Origin of the sequence: Streptomyces chrestomyceticus JCM 4735, from assembly GCF_003865135.1 — a bacterium.
Classification (GTDB): domain Bacteria; phylum Actinomycetota; class Actinomycetes; order Streptomycetales; family Streptomycetaceae; genus Streptomyces; species Streptomyces chrestomyceticus.
Map to the genome: position 1 here is coordinate 1,049,329 of NZ_BHZC01000001.1, position 19,993 is coordinate 1,069,321.

Consider the following 19,993-nt stretch of genomic DNA (forward strand, 5'->3'; position numbering starts at 1 on the left):
CGCGGCCTATCCGAGGAAACTCAGCCGGACCATACGGTTCGGATTATCGACATTCGTGTCCACCAGACAGACGGACTGCCAGGTGCCCAGCGCCAGCTCGCCACTGACGACGGGAAGCGTGGCGTGCGGCGGCACCAGGGCTGGCAGCACGTGGTCACGGCCGTGGCCACGGCTTCCGTGCTGGTGGCGCCAGCGGTCGTCCGCCGGGAGCAGATCCTGCAGCGCGGCCAGCAGGTCGTCGTCGCTGCCGGCGCCGGTCTCGATCAGGGCCACGCCCATGGTCGCGTGCGGTACAAAAACATTGAGCAGACCGTCCCGGCCGTCGGCGACCTCTCGCAGGAAAGACGCGCACTCCCGGGTCAGGTCGTGGACCACCTCTTGCGAACCGGTCCTGACATCGATCTCGCGCGTCGTGAAACTTGCAGCCATGCACCGATCCTCTCAGATCGGACAGCCGTATCCCGGCACCCAGGCCCCGGCTCCCGCGCCGCGCGCAACGCCCGCGCAACAATGGTCCAGCAGGCGAGACGGTGTTTGACCCTTCTTCAGGCGCGCCGCTACGTTCGGCGACATGTCTACGTCAGCCCGGCTCACCACGCGCGGTCACATCGACCTGCTGCGGGTGGCGTCCTCCGCGTGTCGCCGCGGTTGTTGATGTCGCTGCGGCGCTGATGTTCTGACGCGCTGACGTGCGGGTCCGCTGACGGCGGCGCATCGCCGGTTCCGTTCGGGCCGCCGAGCGCCGGTCGGCCGCCGGTCCGGGCGGCGATCTCTGGTTCCTGCGGGTTCCTCCGTTCCTCTTCCCCCTGTTCTCCCTGCCTTTCCCCTTGCGGGTCCGGTGCCGCGCAGGCGTGCGCCGCGTGCGTTTCCGCGTGCCGTGCCGCCGGTGGGCTGCCGCTCTTCGAGTTGGAGTGTTCATGACTGTCGATCAGGCCGCGCCACCCGGTGCCGCGCCGCCGCGCGACGAGCCGCCGGTGACGCCGGTGACGTCGACGACCGGGCCGCGTACCGGACCGGAGCTCGTCCCCGTCGTCCCGGTGTCGGCCGGTCGCCGGAGCGCGCCGCGCTGGCTGCGCCGGGCCGCGGTGCCGGTGTTCCTGCTCGCGCTGTGGCAGGTGCTGAGTGCGAGCGGGGCGCTGGAGAGCGACATCCTCGCCTCGCCGGGGACCATCGCCCGTACGGCCTGGACGCTGGTGTCCGACGGGACGCTGCCGTCGGCGATGTTCGTGTCGCTGCAACGCGTCGCCGTCGGGCTCGCAGCCGGCGTGCTCGCCGGGGTGCTGCTGGCACTGGCGTCCGGGCTGTCGCGGCTGGGTGAGGACCTGGTGGATCCCGTGGTGCAGATGCTGCGGTCCGTGCCGTGGGTGGGAGTGATCCCGCTGTTCATCATCTGGCTGGGCATCGGCGAGGCACCGAAGATCGCGCTGATCTCGCTCGGCGTCGCGTTCCATCTGTATCTGAACGTGTACGCCGGAATCCGCGGCGTGGACGCGCAGTTGGTGGAGGCCGGAACCTCGCTGGGGCTCGGGCGCTGGGGGCTGATCCGGCACGTCGTACTGCCGGGAGCGCTGCCGGGCGCCATGACGGGGCTGCGCTATTCGCTCGCCACCGCCTGGCTGGCGCTCGTGTTCGGCGAGCAGGTCAACGCCGATGACGGTCTCGGGTTCCTGATGAACCAGGCCAGGGAGTTCTTCCGTACCGACGTGATCGTGGTCTGCCTGGTGGTGTACGCGGTCCTCGGACTGCTCGCCGACTTCATCGTCCGCACTCTCGAAAGGCTGCTGCTGCAATGGCGACCGACGTTCACCGGCCAGTGAGGGAGACAGTCACGGGGTCCCCGCCGGAAGAACCGGAAGGGGAGGGCCGGGGCGCCGTGCCGGGTGAGGCGGCGGAAGGCGCTGCCGTACGGGTGCGGGGGCTCGGCCGGGCGTTCGGTGGCCGGGCCGTCATCGACGGGCTGCGGCTGGACGTGGCGCCGGGCGAGTTCGTCGCGCTGCTCGGGCGCAGTGGTTGCGGCAAGTCGACGCTGCTGCGGGTACTGGCCGGGCTGGACCGCGAGGTCGAGGGCCAGGTACTGGTACCGCGGCGCAAGGCGGTCGCTTTTCAGGCGCCGCGGCTGATGCCGTGGAAACGGGTGTGGCGCAATGTGTTGCTCGGGCTTCCGGGCAACCCTGAACGTGGCCTGGCCGAACGGGCTTTGGCCGAGGTGGGGCTCGGGCACCGGGCGGATGCCTGGCCCAAGACACTGTCCGGCGGTGAGGCTCAGCGGGCGTCGCTGGCCCGCGCCCTGGTACGCGAACCCGATCTGCTGCTGCTGGACGAGCCGTTCGGCGCACTGGACGCCCTGACGCGCATCAAGGCACAGCAGTTGGTGGCCGAACTGTGGCAGGAGCGCGGCTGCGCGGTGCTGCTCGTCACGCACGATGTCGACGAAGCGCTGCTACTGGCCGACCGCGCGCTGGTGATGGAGAACGGTGTGATCGTGTACGAGAGCGAGATCGACCTGCCCCGCCCGCGCGACATCGCCGCCCCCCGGTTCGCCGACCTGCGCGCGCGGTTGCTGGACCGCCTGGGCGTGGAGGGGGTGCACAGTGCGGTCGGTCAGTGAGAGTGCGCAGGTGACGGAGGACATGAAGCCACGGAACCGGGCCGCCCTGCTGCTGCCCGCCCTCCTGCTCCCCCTCCTCCTGACACTCACCGCGTGCGGCGGGGCGTCCCGGGCTGACGGTTCGGGGAGCGGCGGGGCCCGTGGCGGGACGGACGGCAAGGGGCCGGTGACCCTCAACGTCGGTGACCAGAAGGGCGGTTCGGAGGCCGTCCTGCGGGCGGCCGGGGAACTCAAGGACCTTCCCTACCGCATCCAGTGGTCGACCTTCACCTCCGGGCCGCCCCTGCTGGAGGCGGTCAACGCCGGTGCCGTGGACGTCGGCGGGGTCGGCAACACGCCGCCCGTCTTCGCCGCGGCGGCGCACTCGAAGTTCAAGGTGATCGCGGCGACGCACGGCTCGTCCGCGGGCGAGACGGTGCTGGTGAAGAAGGACTCACCGCTCACCCGGCCCGAACAGTTGAAGGGGAAGTCCATCGCGGTGGCGCAGGGCAGCTCCGCGCACTACCAGCTCGTGGCCTCCCTGAAGAAGGCCGGTCTGGCACCGCGGGACGTGACGCTCAACTACCTCCAGCCGGCCGACGCGCTGGCCGCGTTCAGCCGCGGCCGGGTGGACGCCTGGGCGGTCTGGGACCCGTACACCTCGCAGGCCCTCGACCAGACCGACGCGCGGATCCTGACCACCGGCGAAGGCGTCGTCAACGGTCTCAGCTTCCAGGTCGCCGCGCCCGCCGCCCTGGACGACCCGAAGAAGTCGGCGGTGCTCAAGGACTACGTCGAACGGCTGCGGCGTGCGCAGGACTGGGTCCACCGGCACCCGGACGCCTGGGCCGAGGCGTGGGCCGCGGAGACCGGCCTGCCCCGGGACGTGGCGCTGGCGGCGGTCAAACGGACGCGGGGTACGGCGGTGACGGTGGCCCTGGACCGGCCGGCCGTCGCGTCCGAGCAGCAGATCGCCGACACCTTCGCCGCGCTCAAGCTGATCCCCGGCCGCGTCGACTTCTCCTCCTTCGTCGACACCCGTTTCAACGGCAGCCTGCCGCCTTCGAGCACGGCGCCGCGCACCTACGGCCCCGACAGCGCTCCTGGCACTCATGGCTCTCACACCTCTCACAGCTCTCAAGGAAAGGCCGGCTGAACTCCGTGACCGTGCATCTTCATTGGTTCCTGCCGACCGGCGGCGACGGGCGCACCCTCGTCGACCGGCACGCGTACACCGACGGCGGCGTCCGGCGCGACCGCATCACCCCGGTCAGCGGCGTACGGGCCCCCGACATCGACTACCTGGCGCAGATCGCCAAGGCCGCCGAGCAACTGGGCTTCGAGGCGGTCCTCACCCCGACCGGCACGTGGTGCGAGGACGCCTGGCTGACCACCGCCGCGCTCACCCAGGTCACCGACCGGCTGAAGTTCCTGGTGGCGTTCCGGCCCGGGGTGATCTCGCCGGTGCTGGCGGCGCAGATGGCCGCCACGTACCAGCGGATCTCCGGCGGCCGGCTGCTGCTGAACGTGGTGACCGGCGGGGACTCCACCGAGCAGCGGCGCTTCGGTGACGCGCTGGACCACGACCGGCGCTATGCCCGTACGGACGAGTTCCTGCAGGTCGTACGGGGTGTGTGGGGCGGCGTCCCGTTCGACTTCCACGGGGAGCACTACCAGGTGGAGGGCGGCCTGACCGCGCTGCCGCCGGACCCGCTCCCGGAAATCTTCTTCGGCGGTTCGTCGGCGGCCGCCGGGCCGGTCGCCGCCCGCAACGTCGATGTGTACCTCACCTGGGGCGAGCCGCCCGAGCAGGTCAAGCAGAAGATCGACTGGATCTCGGACCTCGCCGCGCGGGAGGGCCGTACGGTGCGTTTCGGCATCCGGCTGCACACCATCTCGCGCGACTCGGCGAAGGATGCCTGGGCCACGGCGGACAAGCTGCTGGGCGATCTGGACCCGGACACCGTGGCCGCCGCGCAGCAGGCGCTGGGCAAGAGCGAGTCGGTGGGCCAGCAGCGGATGCTGGCCCTGCACGGCGGCTCCCGCGACAAGCTGGAGATCTCCCCGAACCTCTGGGCCGGCGTGGGCCTGGTGCGCGGCGGAGCGGGAACGGCGCTGGTCGGCAGCCATGCAGACGTGGCCGACCGGATCGAGGAGTACCACGCCCTCGGCATCGAGCACTTCGTACTGTCCGGCTATCCGCACCTGGAGGAGGCGTACTGGTTCGGCGAGGGGGTACGGCCCGAGCTGGCCGCCCGGGGGCTGCTGCCCGACGGCGTACCTCCCCGGTCCGGTGTTCCGGCGTCCGGTGCTCCGGCGTCCGGCGAGCGACCGGCCTCCGCCCCGGACGCGGCGCCGCTGCTGGTGGCGGGAGGCCGCTGAACGGCCGCGGGTCAGCGTGCCTGCGGGCCGGCGGAAGATTTCCGCCCCCGCCCTGGTTGGTAGAAACATGAACAACATCGGGGTGCGGGAGACCGAGGTCGTCGTGGTCGGCGCCGGTCAGGCCGGCCTGGCCGCCGCCTTCCACCTGCGGCGGGTGGGGTACGAGCCGGACCGGGACTTCGTCGTACTGGACCACGCGCCGCGACCGGGCGGCGCGTGGCAGTTCCGCTGGCCGACCCTGACGTACGGGAAGGTCCACGGGATGCACGCGCTGCCCGGTATGGAGCTGGCCGGCGCCGACCCGGACCGGCCGTCCTCGGAGGTGATCGGCGCGTACTTCGACACGTACGAGCGGGCCTTCGGGCTGCGGGTGCACCGTCCGGTGGACGTCCGCTCGGTACGCGACGGCGCGGACGGCCGGCTCCTGGTGAACACCTCGGAAGGGACGTACGCCACCCGGGCCCTGGTCAACGCGACCGGCACCTGGGACCGGCCCTTCTGGCCACGCTTCCCCGGCCAGGACGTCTTCCGCGGCCGTCAACTGCACAGCTCCGCGTACCGCGGGCCGCAGGACTTCGCGGGGCGGCGCGTGATCGTCGTCGGCGGCGGCACCTCCGCCGTCCAGCAGTTGCTGGAGATCGCCGACGTCGCCGAGGCGACCGCCTGGGTGACCCGGCGCCCACCCGTCTTCCGTACGGGCCCGTTCGACGAACAGCAGGGCCGGGCGGCCGTCGCGCGGGTCGAGGAACGGGTCCGGGCGGGCCTGCCGCCGCAGAGCGTGGTGTCCGTGACGGGACTGCCGATGACTGCCATTCGACCACACCATACCTTCCGCACCAGCCCCCTCACACCGCCCGAGGCCCTGGAACTGGCCCGCCAACAAGGCGTCCTGGTCCGCCATCCCATGTTCAACCGCATCACCGAAACCGGCGCCTGCTGGCTGGACGGCGCACGAGACGACGGCGTGACCAGAATCGACGCCGACGCCATCCTCTACGCCACCGGCTTCCGCCCCGCCCTGGGCCACCTGGCCCCGCTCCAGCTGCGCGAGTCAGGAGGCGGCATCCGCCTGGACGGCACCCGCGCCGTCCGGGACCCCCGTGTCCACCTCGTCGGCTACGGCCCGTCCGCCAGCACCATCGGCGCCAACCGCGCCGGGCGCGCAGCGGTACACGACATCCGACAGCTCCTGCAACCGAGCCTCCGCACTGTCGCATGAATGCTCGCATGCACGCGCCCGGCAACTACACCAGCAACCGTTGCACCAGCCGAGGGCATCGCAACACAGCCGCAGCCTCACAAGGCACCCAGCGGATCGACACGCCACCCCGCCTGCCTCCGCATCGCGCAAGCTCGATCTTTCAGCGCAAGACATCGGCCACTTTCCGCGCCATGCAGGGAATCGCCAACAGAAAGAATGGACGCATAAGACGGTGTCCTATGTGGTGAGGCGGAGTAGGACGTCAGCATGAGGCAGGAGACGTGGAATTGGATCGTTCCGGAGGGGCTGTGGGAGATCCCGAAGCCGTTGCTCCCGCCGTCGAGGGTGCGGCCGCAGGGCGGCGGGACGCCGGACACGCCTGATGAGACGCTGTTCGCCGCGATCATCTATGTGCTGGTCAGCGGATGCGCCTGGCGGCAGTTGCCGTGCTCGACACCTCCTCAGCCCCCTACGAACGCCACCCCTCCAACTACCTGGCCTTCCTCGGCCTCGCAGCCCCCTGTGCTGCTACCAGCAACTGCTCCGCCTCACCACATAGGACAAGGTCATATTTTGCCGAGCCTCGCCCGCTGTTGGCACCCGGCACGGGCGATTCCATGCGATCTCCGTACACCTGCACGGGCCTGGTGACGGGGCGATGGCGCCTTCCGGTGATGGGGGGACGGGGGCTCCCGCACCACCCGCCCCAACTACCCTCAGTTGACTGGAGTCGCTACAGGAGCGTGCGGTGGACAACGAGATTCAACTGATCAGTGACGACGACGGGCTCGCGGTCATCGGGGAGCCGGAGGACGTCGAGCACTTCCTCGCCTCGGAGGGGCTGTTGTCGTTGTCGGAACACCTCGTGGGGCCACGACTCGGGCCCCTCCTCCGGCTCGGGGCGGTAGTCGCACAGGCAGGCTCCGAGAGTGCCGCGCACCACTCGGGTCGCTGGGTGAAACTGACCAAGGAGTCCGCGCAACTGTGCAAGAAGTACGGGCTGATGGAGAGCAGGGTCCCAGGCGTCAGCCATGCGATGGTGGGGAAGCGGGGCTCGATCCAGTCATGGCTCCAGATCACGACGGAGCCCCGCCCGCTCCTGGGCGGCCCTGCCCTTCTTTCCTCCGCTGCGGGGATCATGGCGCAGCTCGCGCTGCAGCATGAGATGAGCCAGATCAAGCGCCACCTCGCCGCGATCGGCAAGAAGGTGGACGACGTGCTTCGCGCCCAGAAGGACTTCGAGTGGGGGAGGGTGTACGGAGCGGCCCTCGACATCGATTCCGCCCTGACCGTTCTGGAAGTGCAGGGCCGGGTCGACGACGATACGTGGTCGACCGTACAGGGCAGGACCCACACGATCACCGATGCCCTGGGGTGGTCACTGCGTCGTCTCGGCACCCTCGCGGCGAAGATGGCGGACACCACCAAGATCGGTGATCTGGCCAGGACGGCCAAGGAAGTCGAGTCCGAGTTCCAGGAAGCACTCATCGTTCTGGCGCGTTGCTCCGAACTGCAGGCGGCGCTCGACAAACTGCGGCTGGCACGGGTGCTGGACACGTCTCCGGACGAGTTGGAAGGGCGACGGCACGCACTGGCTGTCGACCGGCGGAGGCGGCGGGAACGCATCTCGGAGGAGATTGAGCACCTGGTGGCTTGCATGGCTGCGGCCGCGGGCACGACTCGGTCGCATGTGCTGCTGCACTTGTCCGCGCACCGGGCTGTGGTGGGCTCGATCAACCGCATCGCGATCGCAGGCGATGAGTTCCAGAAGCTGCTCGGAGTGGAAGCCGGTCGGCCTTCATGGGAGGCGACACGGTGGTGGGACGCGGCCCGTGACGTGGAGCTTTTGAAGAACGCAGCCGCGGAGGCAGGCCGCAAGGCTGCTGCGGGTGTGCTGGTCGCGGGGGCGGTGGCGCTCGTGGCGAGCCGCGCTGCACTTGCCGACGAAGAGAGCGGCGACGCGGACTGAGCGAGCACCGGCCGCCGGAACAGTCGCCTCGGCGCACCTTCGCGACGGAGGCGGCCATGATGTTTGAGCCGCACCGCGCCGGGAAGCGGCTGCCCGGAACAGGGCTGCCCAGACATCCTTCACGCCGTCCGCTCGAAGGCCGGGCCGCCTGCTTCGTCCGGGTCCGGCGCGGTTGCGGTCGGAGGGCATGGATCGGTGGGACCGCTTCATGACTGGCGATGTCGGCCCGCAACCGCCCGAGCGGTACATCAGTCGGCCTGCTCCCGCCCGGCTGATGGCGGCCAGCTCTCACCCCGGCCCCTGCCCGAGGCCCCGGATGCTGTGCGTGCATGATCCTCAGTTCACCAGTCAGGCCGGTCGGCGTGCTCCGCCCCGACGGGCCGTACCGGGCCCTGGGCCGGCGTCCCGACCACGCTGTGCCGGCTCGCGGCTACGAGACGATCGGCCGCCGCCATCGCCTCCAGCGGCGGACGCTGGACAGGCTCGTCACCCACGATCACTGACGGCATCCGGCGGCGCCCCTGCCCCACCCTTTCCTGCCCTTTCCTTTCCGGACCTGCCCTTTCCTGTCCTTTACTTTCCTGTTCTGCCCTTTCCTGTCCCACCGTCGGCCGGTCTGCGGAGGACGACGTGGTCCGGCGCCTCGCCGCCCCCGAATTCCAATGAATTCGTCGGCTCGTCCGCTCAGTCACCCTCGCCCCGATTCCCCTTCCCCTTCCCGATCCCCTTCACGATCCATCCGCCTAAAGACTGCCCCGTAAGCGCTGGTCCCGAATGAGATGGTCTTGCCGTGTTGGTGCGATCACGGCGTCGGAGCCCTGTGACCCTCTCCACCGAAGATCGACAACAGCGACGGCTCGGCATACCCGGAAGGTAGGTAGTAGGCTCTGTGACTTGTCGAGACCCCGGGGAGGGTTCTTGATCGACTATCGGAACGAGCAGTACGAGCACTGGCCGCACTACGAAGACATCACCGACGAGTACTACAGGTCCGGCCGGTTCTTCTACGGCGAGGACAGGGGCGGGCGACTGCAGATAGGACGGGTTGTCGCCTTCTACCGGGCGTTCAGTGGAGTCATCACCCCTGCTATCGAGCCGGTCGTACGGTTTTTCGATCAGGAGGGGGAAGAAGGTCTGCCCGAGTATGTATCTCTGGGAACCCGGACTGAGAGATATTGGATGGGCCAGACGGTTCAGGACGTGGAAAAGGCATGGCGGGAAGCCTCGTCCGCTGGATCTTGGCCGCAGCCGCACGGCCGGCAATGGATGCACAGCGCTGCTCCGTTTTACGTCGACCCGGCGCACTACCTGCTGTACTACGCAGCCCTGGGTGACGAGGGGGAGACCTACCTCGGCCGGGTCGTGGGATGGGATCCTCCCAAGTTCGCCGACGAACTCCCGACGCCGATAGTCCGCCTCTATCGACCGGATGGCGATCTTGACGGGGAAGGCAAGTACGTGGGACTGGACCTGCCGGACAACTACTGGATGACGGGGACCCTCGAATCGGCCCGGAAAGACCTCGCAGAGGAAATCACCCGGAGATCAGCGGGACCGGACCTTCCTGACGACCCTTGGACGCGTGGCGCTGAGGAATGACCTCGGCGTCGACACCCGGCTCGTCGTGGCCGTCGGCCGGCCACTGCCCGGCAACCGCAACGACCGCAGGGCAGGGGAACTGCCCGGCGCCAAGGCACCGTCGGCAAGGCTACGGTCATCGCGGACGGCGGTCACCGGGTACCCGGCCTTGCCCCCGCACCGCCGTGATCCGGGCCAGATCAATCTCCCTGCTCGGAAAGAGGAACACAACGCCTCCCACCGCGTGGTCCGGGCCCGCGTCGAGCATGTTTTCGCACGGCTGAAGACCTGGCAGCCCCTCCGCGTCTGCCGACTCAAAGGCGACGGCGTCCATTCCTTCTTCGTACGCCTTCCAACCGCCTCGCCGGTGCAACGGACGGCGGGCCACGCGGCTCGCGGGCCGATTCGTGCTCACACCTGCACGTGGGTGAGAAAGGTGTCGCGGCCGGGGCAGGTGGTCCGGGGCGGGTAGAGCGCGTGGAGAGGGGCGTACACCGGTGGTTCGAGACGGAGAATGTGCGTCTTGCCGCCCGCGGCGGGGCCCGGTGCCGTGGTGACGAAGGCGATGTGGCGGGTGCCGATGACGGCGGTGACCGGGGGTGTGCCCTGCCGGTCGGTGCGTTCGGTACGGGGTTCGAAGCCGGCCTGGCGGCAGTGGCCGATGAGGAGGTCGGTGTAGTCGGAGCGGCCGGGGCCCCCAGACCATAAGGGGCTCGTCGGCGAGTTCGGGGAGGGTCACGGTGGTACGAGCGGCGAGGTGGCAGTCGGAGGCGACGGCGATGTGCAGGCGCTGGTGGCCCAGGGTGGTGCGGGTCAGGCCGTGGGCTGGCGTGATGAAGTGCTCCAGTGCCTCGCCCTGCCGGCCCTCCAGATAGAGCGCGCGCATCAGGAGGGCCCGCGGTCGCTCCCTGAGCGGGAAGGCGGCCATGTGCTTCTGCAACTCCAGCGCGTCCAGTTCGCGCGCGAGGCGGCCCTCCCGCACCTTGAGCCGGTGGTCGCCGAGCCGCACCCGCTGCGCGTCGAAGTAAGCGCTCCGGAGGCCCTCCAGGGGCTCGCCGTCGTCGACGATCTCCGCGCGGACCGTGTACCCGCCGTCCCTGGACTTCAGATCCAGCTCGGGAAGCGCCTTACGGATCTTGTACATATACGTCCGCAATGCCATCACCGCGCTCGGGTTCGGGTCGTCCCAGCCCATGCCGATCAACTGGTTGTTGTTCAGCCGGATGCCGTTGTTGAGCAACAACACCGCCAGCACCGCCCGCTGCTGGCGCGGCCCCAGCCCGATCTCCTCTTCGTCGCGCCAGGCACGTACCGGGCCCATCAGTGAGAATCACAAACTCATACCGCAGCACAACGCCCGCGCGCATGCCCGGCTTCCCCGTACGTGTCGCGGTCACCGAGAGCGCTCGGCGGGGGCCCGTTCACGGCGAGGGCGAGATCACGACGGCAGGGAGGTCGAAGCGTTTGGTGCCGGTGCCGTGGTGGCGGACGTGGTGGGCCCTCCGGCGGGTGCGGAAGTCGTCGCTGCGGGTGGACGGCTCACCGACGAGGTCGTGCAGCTCCTTGTCGTGGCGAGCGCGTCCGGTTTCCGTACGCAGGATGGCCACAGCGGTGTCGGCAGCCTGTTCCCCTCCCGCCGTCCGTCGCCGCGCGATCAGCCGACGCCTGGCTCGGTACGTGTGACGGTGACAGCGGCCGGCCCCAGCCGGGCTGGACAACACGACAGCGGGTGGCCACAGGCTTACCTGTGACCACCCGCCGAGAACGCTCAGCCCTTACGAGGACACCACCGGTGAGTGCCGACCCAGGGATGCGTACCCCCGTCGGCCGACGCTCCCCTCGAAGCCCTGCACCGTCAGTCGGCGGCCAGCCGTTGCAGTTCGACCATCATCCGGTCCAGCGTCGCGACGTAGGCATGGAACTTCTGCTTGACTTGCAGTTCTTCGTCCGTTGTGGTGCTCACCGAAGCGAATGCGCTCAGGAGGTTCTTGACCGCGCGGGCGTGCTCGTCCAGATCCGGGATGTCCGAAGCGCTCAGGTCGCCGCTGTCGACCTGGCCCGCATAGCCCGCGATCTGATAGTCGATGTCGAGCAGGTCGGAACCCAGATCCTGCAGCTTTCCGGGTTTCGGGCGGTCAGGGTAGGGCATGGCGCGAAATGTTCGGTAGGCATGCCGGAAGTCGGAGCTGCCCGTCAGTCCCACCATGTCACGATCTTCCCGTCGTCGGTGTAAATGCCTTCACCACTCCACAGGTCACCCTTGATCTTCCAGCCCTTCTTGCCGTGCCCCACCTCGACGCGAATGCGATCCTTGGCCGGTGTCTTGTCCCAGAGGGCCTTGGCCTCCTTCGTGTATTCGGCGAAGGTTCGCCCCTTCCCGTGCTTGCCGATGTGGTACCTGGCGCTCTCTTCAACGCTACTGCTTCGCCCCTTGTCCCACTCCTCCATCGCCTTGAGGTCATCGTCGCACCAGTTGTTGTCGTTGTGGACGAGGACAGGCTGGCCGCCGGCGACCACGTAGTAGGTGTGCAGATCGGCGACTGTCAGGTTGTGGACCCGCTGGCCGGGCACAGTCCACGTCTTGATGGCGTTGACCGGCACCGGCGCCCTGGAGCTGCTGAGCAGCTTCATTCCGGGCTTCAGCTCTGCGGCGTCGAGCCATGCGCCGTTGCCGCCGGTCTCCCAGAAGCGGTGCTTGTCGGTGGCGACGACGGTGCCGCCGGACCGCGCGCCGGAACGGGGGACGGTGATGCTGACGAGGTTCTTCTCACCGCTGCCGGTAATGGTGTCCTGGACGGCCTTCGCCTCGGTGCGGCCGGTCTGCGGGTCTGTCGCGATCACCCGGTCGCCGATGCGGACGTCTTCAATCGGCTTGGTTTGGTGACCGGCCATCAGGACGCGGGTGCCCGGGACGAAGCTGTTGGGCCGGCATCTCTTCTTGAGCCCCTTCAGCGCCTTCACCTTGAGAGCGCTCATCGCGAGGTCGGGAAGGCACTTGGCGGACTTCGTCTGGAGGCAGTGCTCGATTTCGTCGGCACCTATGTACCAGGCGATCAAACGGTCCAGATAGGTGGTCGTGATGCAGCCCATGCCACCGGCCCCGTCACCACCGCAGACCAGGACCGTCTCGCCCGGCTTCAGATCACCGTCCCCCAAGGCTTCGCGGCGCCATGTGAACAGCCGCTTTTCCAGGGAAGCGCGAAGCTCCTTGTCCGAGATCGGCTTACTGGGCTTGAGCGCCTCTTCCCGTATCTGGGCCTTGAGCTCCTCAACCAGCTTGTCAGCCGCGATTTTCAACGCCTCGGTGGACGCCTTGGCAGCCGCGAGAGCGTCCTGGTCGGCGGCCGCGGCGGAGTTGCGCGCCTGATAGGCGGAGGTGTGCGCCTGCGACGAGTAGTGCGAGGCGCGAACCGCGGAATGCTGGGCCTGCTGTGCGGACTGCTCCGCGGCTCGTGCGTCCTTTTGTGCGGCCGCGGCGGCGTTGCGGGCCGTCTTGGCGGACGCGGCGGCTCGCTTGGACGATTCCTCCGCTTGGTCAGCAGACTTGTCGGCCTGCTGGGCGTACATGGCCGCGTCGTCGGAGGACTTCTTCGCCGCGTTTTTCCACTTGACGGCCTCGTCGGCCTCATTGCGGGCATGCGCGGCCACCCGCTGAGCCTCGGCCGCGTCCTTGTGCGCGAGGGCTGCCGACCGGTCGGCAGCCGCCAGCAGCGTGTCGATCTCGGCGATGTGAGCGGCTGCGTTGGCATCGCGCTGCTGCGCCTTGTACAGACCGACCTGCAGGAAGGACCGCAGTCCCGCGACAGGTCCCGACAATGACGCCTGGGCTGCCGACTTGACCTCGGGGCCGCCGTTGGCCATGGCCTGCGCGGCAGCGACGCGGTCGTCTGCTTCGCGGGCCTTGTACTGCCCGGTCACCAGGAACTGGTGCAGGTCGTCCGCAGTACCGTCAAGGGCCTTGTTGGCCGCGGCCTTCACGCCGGGGCCGCCCGTGGTCATGATCTGCGAGACCGTGATCCGGTCGTCGTGTTCCTTGCCCGGGTAGGCCCGGGTACGCAGGAACTCCCGCACCTGGTCGATCGGCTTGTCCACCACGGCCACGGCAGCCTGCCGCTGCTCGGGCTTCTCGGCAGTGGCCGCGATGTGCGCCACGCTGGCGCGGTCGTCCTGCTCCAGGGCGACCGTCAGCCCGGCGCGTACGAACTCGGACACATCCGCGTCGGTGCCCTCCAGCGCCATCTCGGCATTGCTGCGGACCCAGGTCCCACCGGAGTTGAGGAGGTTGACCGCGAGGTGCCGCCCCTTGGCCGCGGCCACCTTCGGGTCGGTGGCGGCTTCGGCCTCCTTGCGCAGCTCTTGCGTCTCGGCATTGAGCTGGTGGATCCGCCCGGCCTCCCATTCGGCAGCGGCGACCTGGGCGTCATGGGCCTTCTTGGCCTCTTCGGCCGCGAGGATGTTCTCATCCTCTTGTTCGGCCAGCCGCTCGGCGTCGGCCTTGCGCGCCAGCGCGGCCACGCTTTTAGCCTGCTTGGCGGCAGTCTGCGCGTTGTTGGCCGCCGTCGTCGCGGCGTCGGCTGCTTCCTTGGACTGCTTGGCCGCGTTCGCCGCTTTGCCGGCCTCGTCCGCGGCTTTCTCCGCTGCCTTGGCCGCGGCCTCGGCATGCTGCGCGGCGTCGTTGGCGGCGTCCCGTGACTGCCGTGCGGCCTTCGCGGCGTCACGAGCGTTGGCCTCTGCGGCGTTGGCCGCACGCGTGGCCTTGTCGGCCAGCCGCTTGGCCCTGGCCGCCGCGGCCCTTGCCTCCTCGGCCTTGCCGCCGGCCTGGCCGGCCCACTGGCCTGCCTCGGCCGCTGCCGCAGCGGCCGCAGCGGCATTGACGCCCGACCGGGCCGCGGCCCCCGCCGCAATCGCGGCGTTCTCTGCCGCTTCGCCGGCATGATCTGCGGCAACGGCTGCCTTCTTGGCTCCCGCCGCTGCTTCTCGGGAGACCTCTGCGGCTTTACGGGCCTCCTTCGCGCGGTTGGCATCGCCGGCGGCCGCCGCAGCGGCCGACCTGGCCGAAGCCGCTGCGTTGCCGGCCCGGCTGGCGGCATAGGCCGCCTGGGCCGCAGCGCTGGAAGCCACCCGTGCTGCCCGGTTGGCGCCCGCGGCCGCGGACACCGCCGTACGAGCCGACTGCGCCGCCCGGTCGGCCGCGGCGGCCGCTCTACGGGCAGCAGCGGCGGCCTCCTGCGCCGAGGACTTGGCCTCCTTGGCCTGACGGGCTGCTTCTTCCGCTGCCGCCTTGGCCCGGGCCGTGGCCTTCTCGGCCTTGGCCGCTTCCTCCTTGGCCTTCTCGGTCAGCTGCTTGGCCCGCTTCTGGGCCTTGTCGGCAAGCTGTGCCAGCTGGGCTACGGACAGCTTCTCCTGGTCCCGTGCGGCAGCGACCTGCCATCCGTCGTCCAGGAACTCCTGGACGTCCTCGGCGGAGCCGTCCAGGGCCTGTTGAGCGAGCTTCTGCACGTTCGGGCCGCCCGCCACCATCAGCTGGGAGACCTGGACACGGTTGTCGTCCTCGGCCGGCTTGAGCTGCCCCTGGTTGATGAACTTGCGCCAGTCGTCGGGGGTGCCGTCCAGCGACTTGCCCGCCGCCTCCTGCACGCCCGGGCCGCCGGCGGCCATGATCTGCGAGACGCGGACGCGCAGATCATCGTCGTACGGCTTGACGAGTCCGTCGTCCAGGAAGTCCTGGAGCTCCTTGACCCCGCCGTCCAGTGCGGTGTTGGCGGCTTCGCTCACTCCCGGGCCGCCGATGACCATGACCTGTGCGACCTGGACGCGCAGGTCCTGTTCCTCTAGGGCCGGGAGATCCTTGGTCATGAAGGTACGGATGTCTTCGTCCGAGCCCTGCAATGCCGTTTCGGCGGCCTGGCGCACGCCGGGGCCGCCGACTCTCCATGCCTCCAGGACGTCCGACCGACTGTACACCGGTGTGTCCTCGGCTGCGGCCGACGGTGCGTCCACTCCGGCGGCCAGGGTCAGGCCCATCACCGCGGCCACGACACCACGCCATCTGGGCGCGCGTCTGTATCTGCTTGCCAATGTCTTCTCCTTTAACCCATTGAGAGGGCTGAGGTGCCTTCAGGACCCGACAGGCCGGCCAAGAATTCCTGCCTGCCGGAGAATGTGCCGAGGAATCACTTGGCGGCGCAGTAGCCCTGCCGCCACTTGAGGAACTCGTCCGGACGGTTGGTGATCATTCCGTCGATCCCCCACGACGTGGCCGACTTCCAGTCGCTTTCACGGTCGACCGTCCAGACGAACGTCCCGACACCGGCCGCCCTGAGCTGCTTCACTACGCCCGGCCGGGCCGAGAGCCCCTTGAAGCTCACTGCGTAGGCGCTGAGATTGAATGCGCGGGCGGTCGCCACGGGGTCCGCGTCGAGCTTGGAGCGCAGTAGCGCGACCTTGAATGTGTGGGGAGAGGCGGCTGTGTGGCGCACGATACCCTCGTCGAACGACTGCACCATGGTGCGCTCGGCCATGCCGGCTTCGACGACGAGCCCGAGTGCCCGGTCAAGGTCGGCCGATGGCTGGGGCCCCTTGAATTCCAGGAGGAGCCGCGCGGACCTGACCTTGGGCGAGGCCAGTACCTGTTCGAGCGTGGGAACGCGTCCGCCGCCCTTCACAGTCAGCTTGGCGATTTCCTCAGCCGTGAGCTGATCGACGCGTCCTTTGCCGTCGGTCGTCCTCTCCACGGTGTCGTCGTGCATGATGACGGGCTGGCCGTCCTTGGTGAACTGCACATCCGTTTCCACCCAGTCCGCGCCGTGATCGACCGCCGCCTCCAGGGACGCGACGGTGTTCTCCGGCGCGAGCTGGGGAGCGCCGCGGTGCCCGACCGTTTGTGTCGGAGAGCAGTGGGCAGTGGGGCCTTCCCCCGAGATGCGGATGTCGTCGACGGTGCCGGCTGCGTTCTCCTGCCAGGAGCTCTTGTAGAAGAGCCGGCCGATCTGCAGGCCACCCTTGGCCTGCCACGGAGACGTGAAATCGACCGATTCCTGCAGCTCACCGTTCACGAATAGCTGGATCTTCTTGGCTGTTGCGTCGTACACACCGGTCACATTCGTCCACACACCCGCACGGGCCGTGTTCTTGCTCATGGCGCGGACGATTTTCGTGTCGTCGGTATCGGCGGTGTGACGGTTGAAGACCCACTTGTCATAGGTCTTGGAGTAGTAGATCTGGAAACCGCTGGCGTGGTCACCGGCCTGCGACAAAAACGTGTAATTGCTGTCCTTGTTGTCCAGCTTGACCCATGCCGACACCGAGAACGACTTCGCCGTGTCCACCACCGGACCGGCCGTCGCCGCAAACCCCGACGCCCCGTCCAGATGCAGCGCCGTACCGGCCTTGCCCGCAACCCCCAGCTCAGCACCGGCCCCGACCACCGAGGCCACCGCACCCGCACCCTTGCCGCCGCCGGCACGCACCGCCCCCCGACCCTCATCCAGGCCAAAAGACGCCAACTCCTGCGCCCCCGCAGGCACCTCACCGCGCGCCATGGCCGCCACATCACCCTCGGCCACCGGCGACTGCAGCGTGCGCACCTCATCAATCAGACCGTGCGCATACTCCTGCCACGCCCCCTTGTAAAAGAGCCGGCCCAACTGCAGACCACCCGCGGCCCGCCACGGCGACGCGAACTTCACCGACTCCTGCAACGTGCCGTCCACAAACAACGACAACGTCTGCTCGGCCGCATCATACGAACCCGCCAGATGCGTCCACTCACCCGCCTTCGCCACATCCTTGCTCATCGCACGGACAATCTTCGTGTCATCCGCATCAGAAGCATGACGGTTGAAGACCCACTTGTCATAAGCCTTCGAGTAATACACCTGAAAACCACTGGCACGGTCACCGGCCTGCGACAAGAACGTATAATTCCTATCCTTGTCCTCCAGCCTGACCCACGCCGACACCGAAAACGACTTCGTCGTATCCACCACCGGACCGGCCGTCGCCGCAAACCCCGACGACCCGTTCAGACGCAACGCGGAACCGGACTTCCCCACGGCACCCAACTCGGCACCGCCGCCCAACTCCGCGACGAACTCCCCCGGAACACCCCCCGACACACGCCCCGAACCAACACCCTCATCCAAAGAAAAGGAAGCGAGCTCCTTGAGGTAGGTGGGCATTTCGCCGCGGGACATGGCCGCCACCTCGGTCTCGGCCACCGGTGACTGCACCACGCGCACCTCATCGATCAGACCGTGCGCGTTCTCCTGCCAGGCTCCCTTGTAAAAGAGCCGACCCAACTGCAACCCGCCCTTGGCCCGCCACGGCGTCGTGAACTTCACCGACTCTTGGAGCTTGCCGTTCACAAACAACGACAGCGTCTGGGTGCCCACATCGTACGAACCCGTCAGGTGCGTCCACTCACCCGCCTTCGCCACGTCCTTGCTCATCGCACGGACGATCTTCGTGTCGTCCGCGTCAGAGGCGTGACGGTTGAAGAGCCACTTGTCGTAGTGCTGCGAGTAGTAGATCTGGAAACCACTGGCACGGTCACCGGCCTGCGACAAGAACGTGTAGTTTCTGTCTTTGTTGTCCAGCTTGACCCACGCCGACACCGAAAACGACTTCGTCGTATCCACCACCGGACCGGCCGTCGCCGCAAACCCCGACGACCCGTTCAGACGCAACGCGGAACCGGACTTCCCCACGGCACCCAACTCGGCACCGCCGCCCAACTCCGCGACGAACTCCCTGGAAGCGCCTCCCGACACACGCCGCGAACCAGCTCTCTCATCCAGGCTGAACCGGTCCTTGCGGCTGGAGACACCTGCGTCGAGCCATTCGGTGATGTTGTCGGTCCGAGCCGCGGTCGCGGTCTTGCCCTCGCCGGGCTGCCCCAGGCAGCCTGCTTGGCCGGCACGGCTCTGCACTGCTGTGATGCGACCGCCGCCATCGACGACCGGCCCACCGGCGTCACCCTTGCACATGCGGCCGCCGGTCAGCTCCACCTCGGTGTCAGTGGCCTTGGCCTGCGTCGTCTTGCTCGCGTGGGGGTTACGGGGCACCCAGGTGGTGTCGGAGCGGCCGTACCCAGCGGCCTCCAGTGCGGCCCCGTCAGCGGGAGCACTGCTGGTGAGCGTGGCGGGGGTGATGCCGGTGACCGGGGTGGCCAATCGGGCCAGCACGACATCGCGGTCGTTCCGCGGCACCAGGTAGTTGACCTTCACCGGAGCCTTTCCGGCGAAGGTCGCCGTGACGCTGTCCATCGGCGCCCCTTCGCCGAGGGGCGACTTCGCGGCGGGTCCACCGATACAGCTGGCTGCTGTGAGTATCCAACTGCTGTCGACCAGGGCCGCGCTGCAGCTCCGACCGTCCTTGTGGCCCGGCTGGTTCACCGTGACGCGGGCCAGCCACGGGCGTGTGGAATCACCGGACAGGGCCGGTCCGGGCTTCCCCTGGCCGACGTTGAGTTCCAGCAGAGTGGCGGAAAGTTTGGGATCGAGTCCCTCACCGACGGACTTCCACTTGCCGGGTTCCAGGTCGACTTTTTCGACCTTCGAGGCATTGGTTCGGGGGTCTTCGGTGCGGACAGTCGCCACGACATCGCCGTCATCGGACTTGGCGAGGTAGGCCCGCTCGATCTCCATGGACAGATAGCCCGTGGCTCCGGAGACGGCAAAGCACACGTCCCCGCTGGTGCGGCTGTTGATACGCACCAGACTGCCGTCACTTTTGCAGTCGGCCAGCGTGATATTGCCGTCACCCGATACCAGCTTCAGGCCCTTCTCGGCCAGCAGCTTGTCCCGGTCAGGGTAGGCGAAATCCTCCACGAGCGAAGCCGAGCCATCCGCAGGCGCTGCCTGCGCCATTGCGGCCATCGGCCCGCCGATCCAGACAGACATCGCAACCGACGCTGCCAGCGTCACGGTTACCGGCCGGCCAAAGGTGTCACGCCATTTCATACACGAACTCCCAACGGTCAGACATGCCCGCACCACAATGGTTTCGAGCATGCTGAGGCTGGGCGCACGTCACGGCGCACTTGTGCCGATCCCCCCTGCCACGGCCCCCAATGCCATCGGCGCGCACCGAACATATATTCCATTTGGCAATGGAGTGTCAAGTCTGCCTAAAGGCCACCCCAAGTCGATCTTCGGGTCGGCGCGGGCTCGGCCTTCCACCGAGGTGCTCCGTCCGGCGGGGTGGGGTTCGCGCGGGCGGTCGCCGCGGGACATCGCTCGATGAGCAACGTCCGCCCACGGTGGTCGTCGTCATG

General features: G+C 68.6%; 13 protein-coding genes and 3 pseudogenes. 10 read left to right on the top strand and 6 right to left on the bottom strand.

Annotated elements, in window-relative coordinates:
- Positions 1-6: 6 nt before the first annotated feature.
- Positions 7-429: a YjbQ family protein gene (locus tag EJG53_RS04260; protein ID WP_125043668.1), complete on the bottom strand. Its 423-nt coding sequence runs from the start codon at positions 427-429 to the stop codon at positions 7-9.
- A gap of 142 nt (positions 430-571) precedes the next feature.
- Between EJG53_RS04260 and EJG53_RS43815 the strand changes: the two genes are divergently transcribed.
- From EJG53_RS43815 to EJG53_RS42145, 10 genes and pseudogenes are all read left to right on the top strand, one after another.
- Positions 572-655 (top strand): putative leader peptide, encoded by an 84-nt coding sequence (locus EJG53_RS43815; protein WP_358970165.1) that lies wholly within the window; start codon positions 572-574, stop codon positions 653-655.
- Between the two features lie 262 nt (positions 656-917).
- Complete coding sequence (locus EJG53_RS04265) at positions 918-1,817, top strand: ABC transporter permease (RefSeq protein WP_244954970.1); 900 nt, start codon at positions 918-920, stop codon at positions 1,815-1,817.
- On the top strand, positions 1,790-2,608 hold the full coding sequence (locus EJG53_RS04270) for an ABC transporter ATP-binding protein (RefSeq protein ID WP_125043669.1): 819 nt from the start codon (positions 1,790-1,792) through the stop codon (positions 2,606-2,608). The genes EJG53_RS04265 and EJG53_RS04270 overlap by 28 nt, the downstream gene beginning before the upstream one ends.
- A 22-nt stretch (positions 2,609-2,630) precedes the next feature.
- Positions 2,631-3,743: an ABC transporter substrate-binding protein gene (locus tag EJG53_RS04275; protein ID WP_125043670.1), complete on the top strand. Its 1,113-nt coding sequence runs from the start codon at positions 2,631-2,633 to the stop codon at positions 3,741-3,743.
- A 5-nt stretch (positions 3,744-3,748) separates the two neighbouring features.
- Positions 3,749-4,969, top strand: a complete 1,221-nt coding sequence (locus tag EJG53_RS04280; RefSeq protein WP_125043671.1) for an LLM class flavin-dependent oxidoreductase — start codon at positions 3,749-3,751, stop codon at positions 4,967-4,969.
- 67 nt (positions 4,970-5,036) lie between these two features.
- Entirely contained in the window at positions 5,037-6,188 is a 1,152-nt protein-coding gene (locus tag EJG53_RS04285; RefSeq protein ID WP_125043672.1) for an NAD(P)-binding domain-containing protein, read from the top strand.
- 249 nt (positions 6,189-6,437) lie between these two features.
- Complete coding sequence (locus EJG53_RS43250; protein WP_280526753.1) at positions 6,438-6,821, top strand: transposase; 384 nt, start codon at positions 6,438-6,440, stop codon at positions 6,819-6,821.
- A gap of 97 nt (positions 6,822-6,918) precedes the next feature.
- Positions 6,919-8,139, top strand: coding sequence for a hypothetical protein (locus tag EJG53_RS04295; protein WP_125043673.1), 1,221 nt, complete (start codon positions 6,919-6,921; stop codon positions 8,137-8,139).
- Between the two features lie 918 nt (positions 8,140-9,057).
- Positions 9,058-9,738 (top strand): hypothetical protein, encoded by a 681-nt coding sequence (locus EJG53_RS04300; protein ID WP_125043674.1) that lies wholly within the window; start codon positions 9,058-9,060, stop codon positions 9,736-9,738.
- Between the two features lies 1 nt (position 9,739).
- Positions 9,740-10,189: pseudogene (locus EJG53_RS42145) on the top strand (transposase); the annotation flags it as partial.
- A gap of 423 nt (positions 10,190-10,612) precedes the next feature.
- Here the strand turns inward: EJG53_RS42145 and EJG53_RS43580 are convergent.
- From EJG53_RS43580 to EJG53_RS04330, 5 genes and pseudogenes are all read right to left on the bottom strand, one after another.
- Positions 10,613-11,038, bottom strand: a pseudogene (locus tag EJG53_RS43580) (AfsR/SARP family transcriptional regulator); the annotation flags it as partial.
- 121 nt (positions 11,039-11,159) lie between these two features.
- Positions 11,160-11,375 (bottom strand): annotated as a pseudogene (locus EJG53_RS40970) (MmyB family transcriptional regulator); the annotation flags it as partial.
- A gap of 197 nt (positions 11,376-11,572) precedes the next feature.
- Positions 11,573-11,923 carry a hypothetical protein gene (locus tag EJG53_RS04320; protein ID WP_125043675.1) on the bottom strand — a complete coding sequence of 117 codons (351 nt, stop codon included), beginning with the start codon at positions 11,921-11,923 and terminating at the stop codon, positions 11,573-11,575.
- Positions 11,911-15,753 carry a polymorphic toxin-type HINT domain-containing protein gene (locus EJG53_RS04325; protein ID WP_125043676.1) on the bottom strand — a complete coding sequence of 1,281 codons (3,843 nt, stop codon included), beginning with the start codon at positions 15,751-15,753 and terminating at the stop codon, positions 11,911-11,913. The genes EJG53_RS04320 and EJG53_RS04325 overlap by 13 nt, the downstream gene beginning before the upstream one ends.
- Positions 15,754-15,890: 137 nt before the next feature.
- Positions 15,891-19,679 (bottom strand): LamG-like jellyroll fold domain-containing protein, encoded by a 3,789-nt coding sequence (locus EJG53_RS04330; protein WP_167515050.1) that lies wholly within the window; start codon positions 19,677-19,679, stop codon positions 15,891-15,893.
- Positions 19,680-19,993 lie beyond the last annotated feature (314 nt).

Excerpts from the sequence above, each read along its gene's own strand:
- EJG53_RS04260 (WP_125043668.1), bottom strand. The coding sequence starts at position 429 with ATGGCTGCAAGTTTCACGACGCGCGAGATCGATGTCAGGACCGGTTCG.
- EJG53_RS43815 (WP_358970165.1), top strand. The coding sequence starts at position 572 with ATGTCTACGTCAGCCCGGCTCACCACGCGCGGTCACATCGACCTGCTG.
- EJG53_RS04265 (WP_244954970.1), top strand. The coding sequence starts at position 918 with ATGACTGTCGATCAGGCCGCGCCACCCGGTGCCGCGCCGCCGCGCGAC.
- EJG53_RS04270 (WP_125043669.1), top strand. The coding sequence starts at position 1,790 with ATGGCGACCGACGTTCACCGGCCAGTGAGGGAGACAGTCACGGGGTCC.
- EJG53_RS04275 (WP_125043670.1), top strand. The coding sequence starts at position 2,631 with ATGAAGCCACGGAACCGGGCCGCCCTGCTGCTGCCCGCCCTCCTGCTC.
- EJG53_RS04285 (WP_125043672.1), top strand. The coding sequence starts at position 5,037 with ATGAACAACATCGGGGTGCGGGAGACCGAGGTCGTCGTGGTCGGCGCC.
- EJG53_RS43250 (WP_280526753.1), top strand. The coding sequence starts at position 6,438 with ATGAGGCAGGAGACGTGGAATTGGATCGTTCCGGAGGGGCTGTGGGAG.
- EJG53_RS04320 (WP_125043675.1), bottom strand. The coding sequence starts at position 11,923 with ATGGTGGGACTGACGGGCAGCTCCGACTTCCGGCATGCCTACCGAACA.
- EJG53_RS04330 (WP_167515050.1), bottom strand. The coding sequence starts at position 19,679 with ATGAAATGGCGTGACACCTTTGGCCGGCCGGTAACCGTGACGCTGGCA.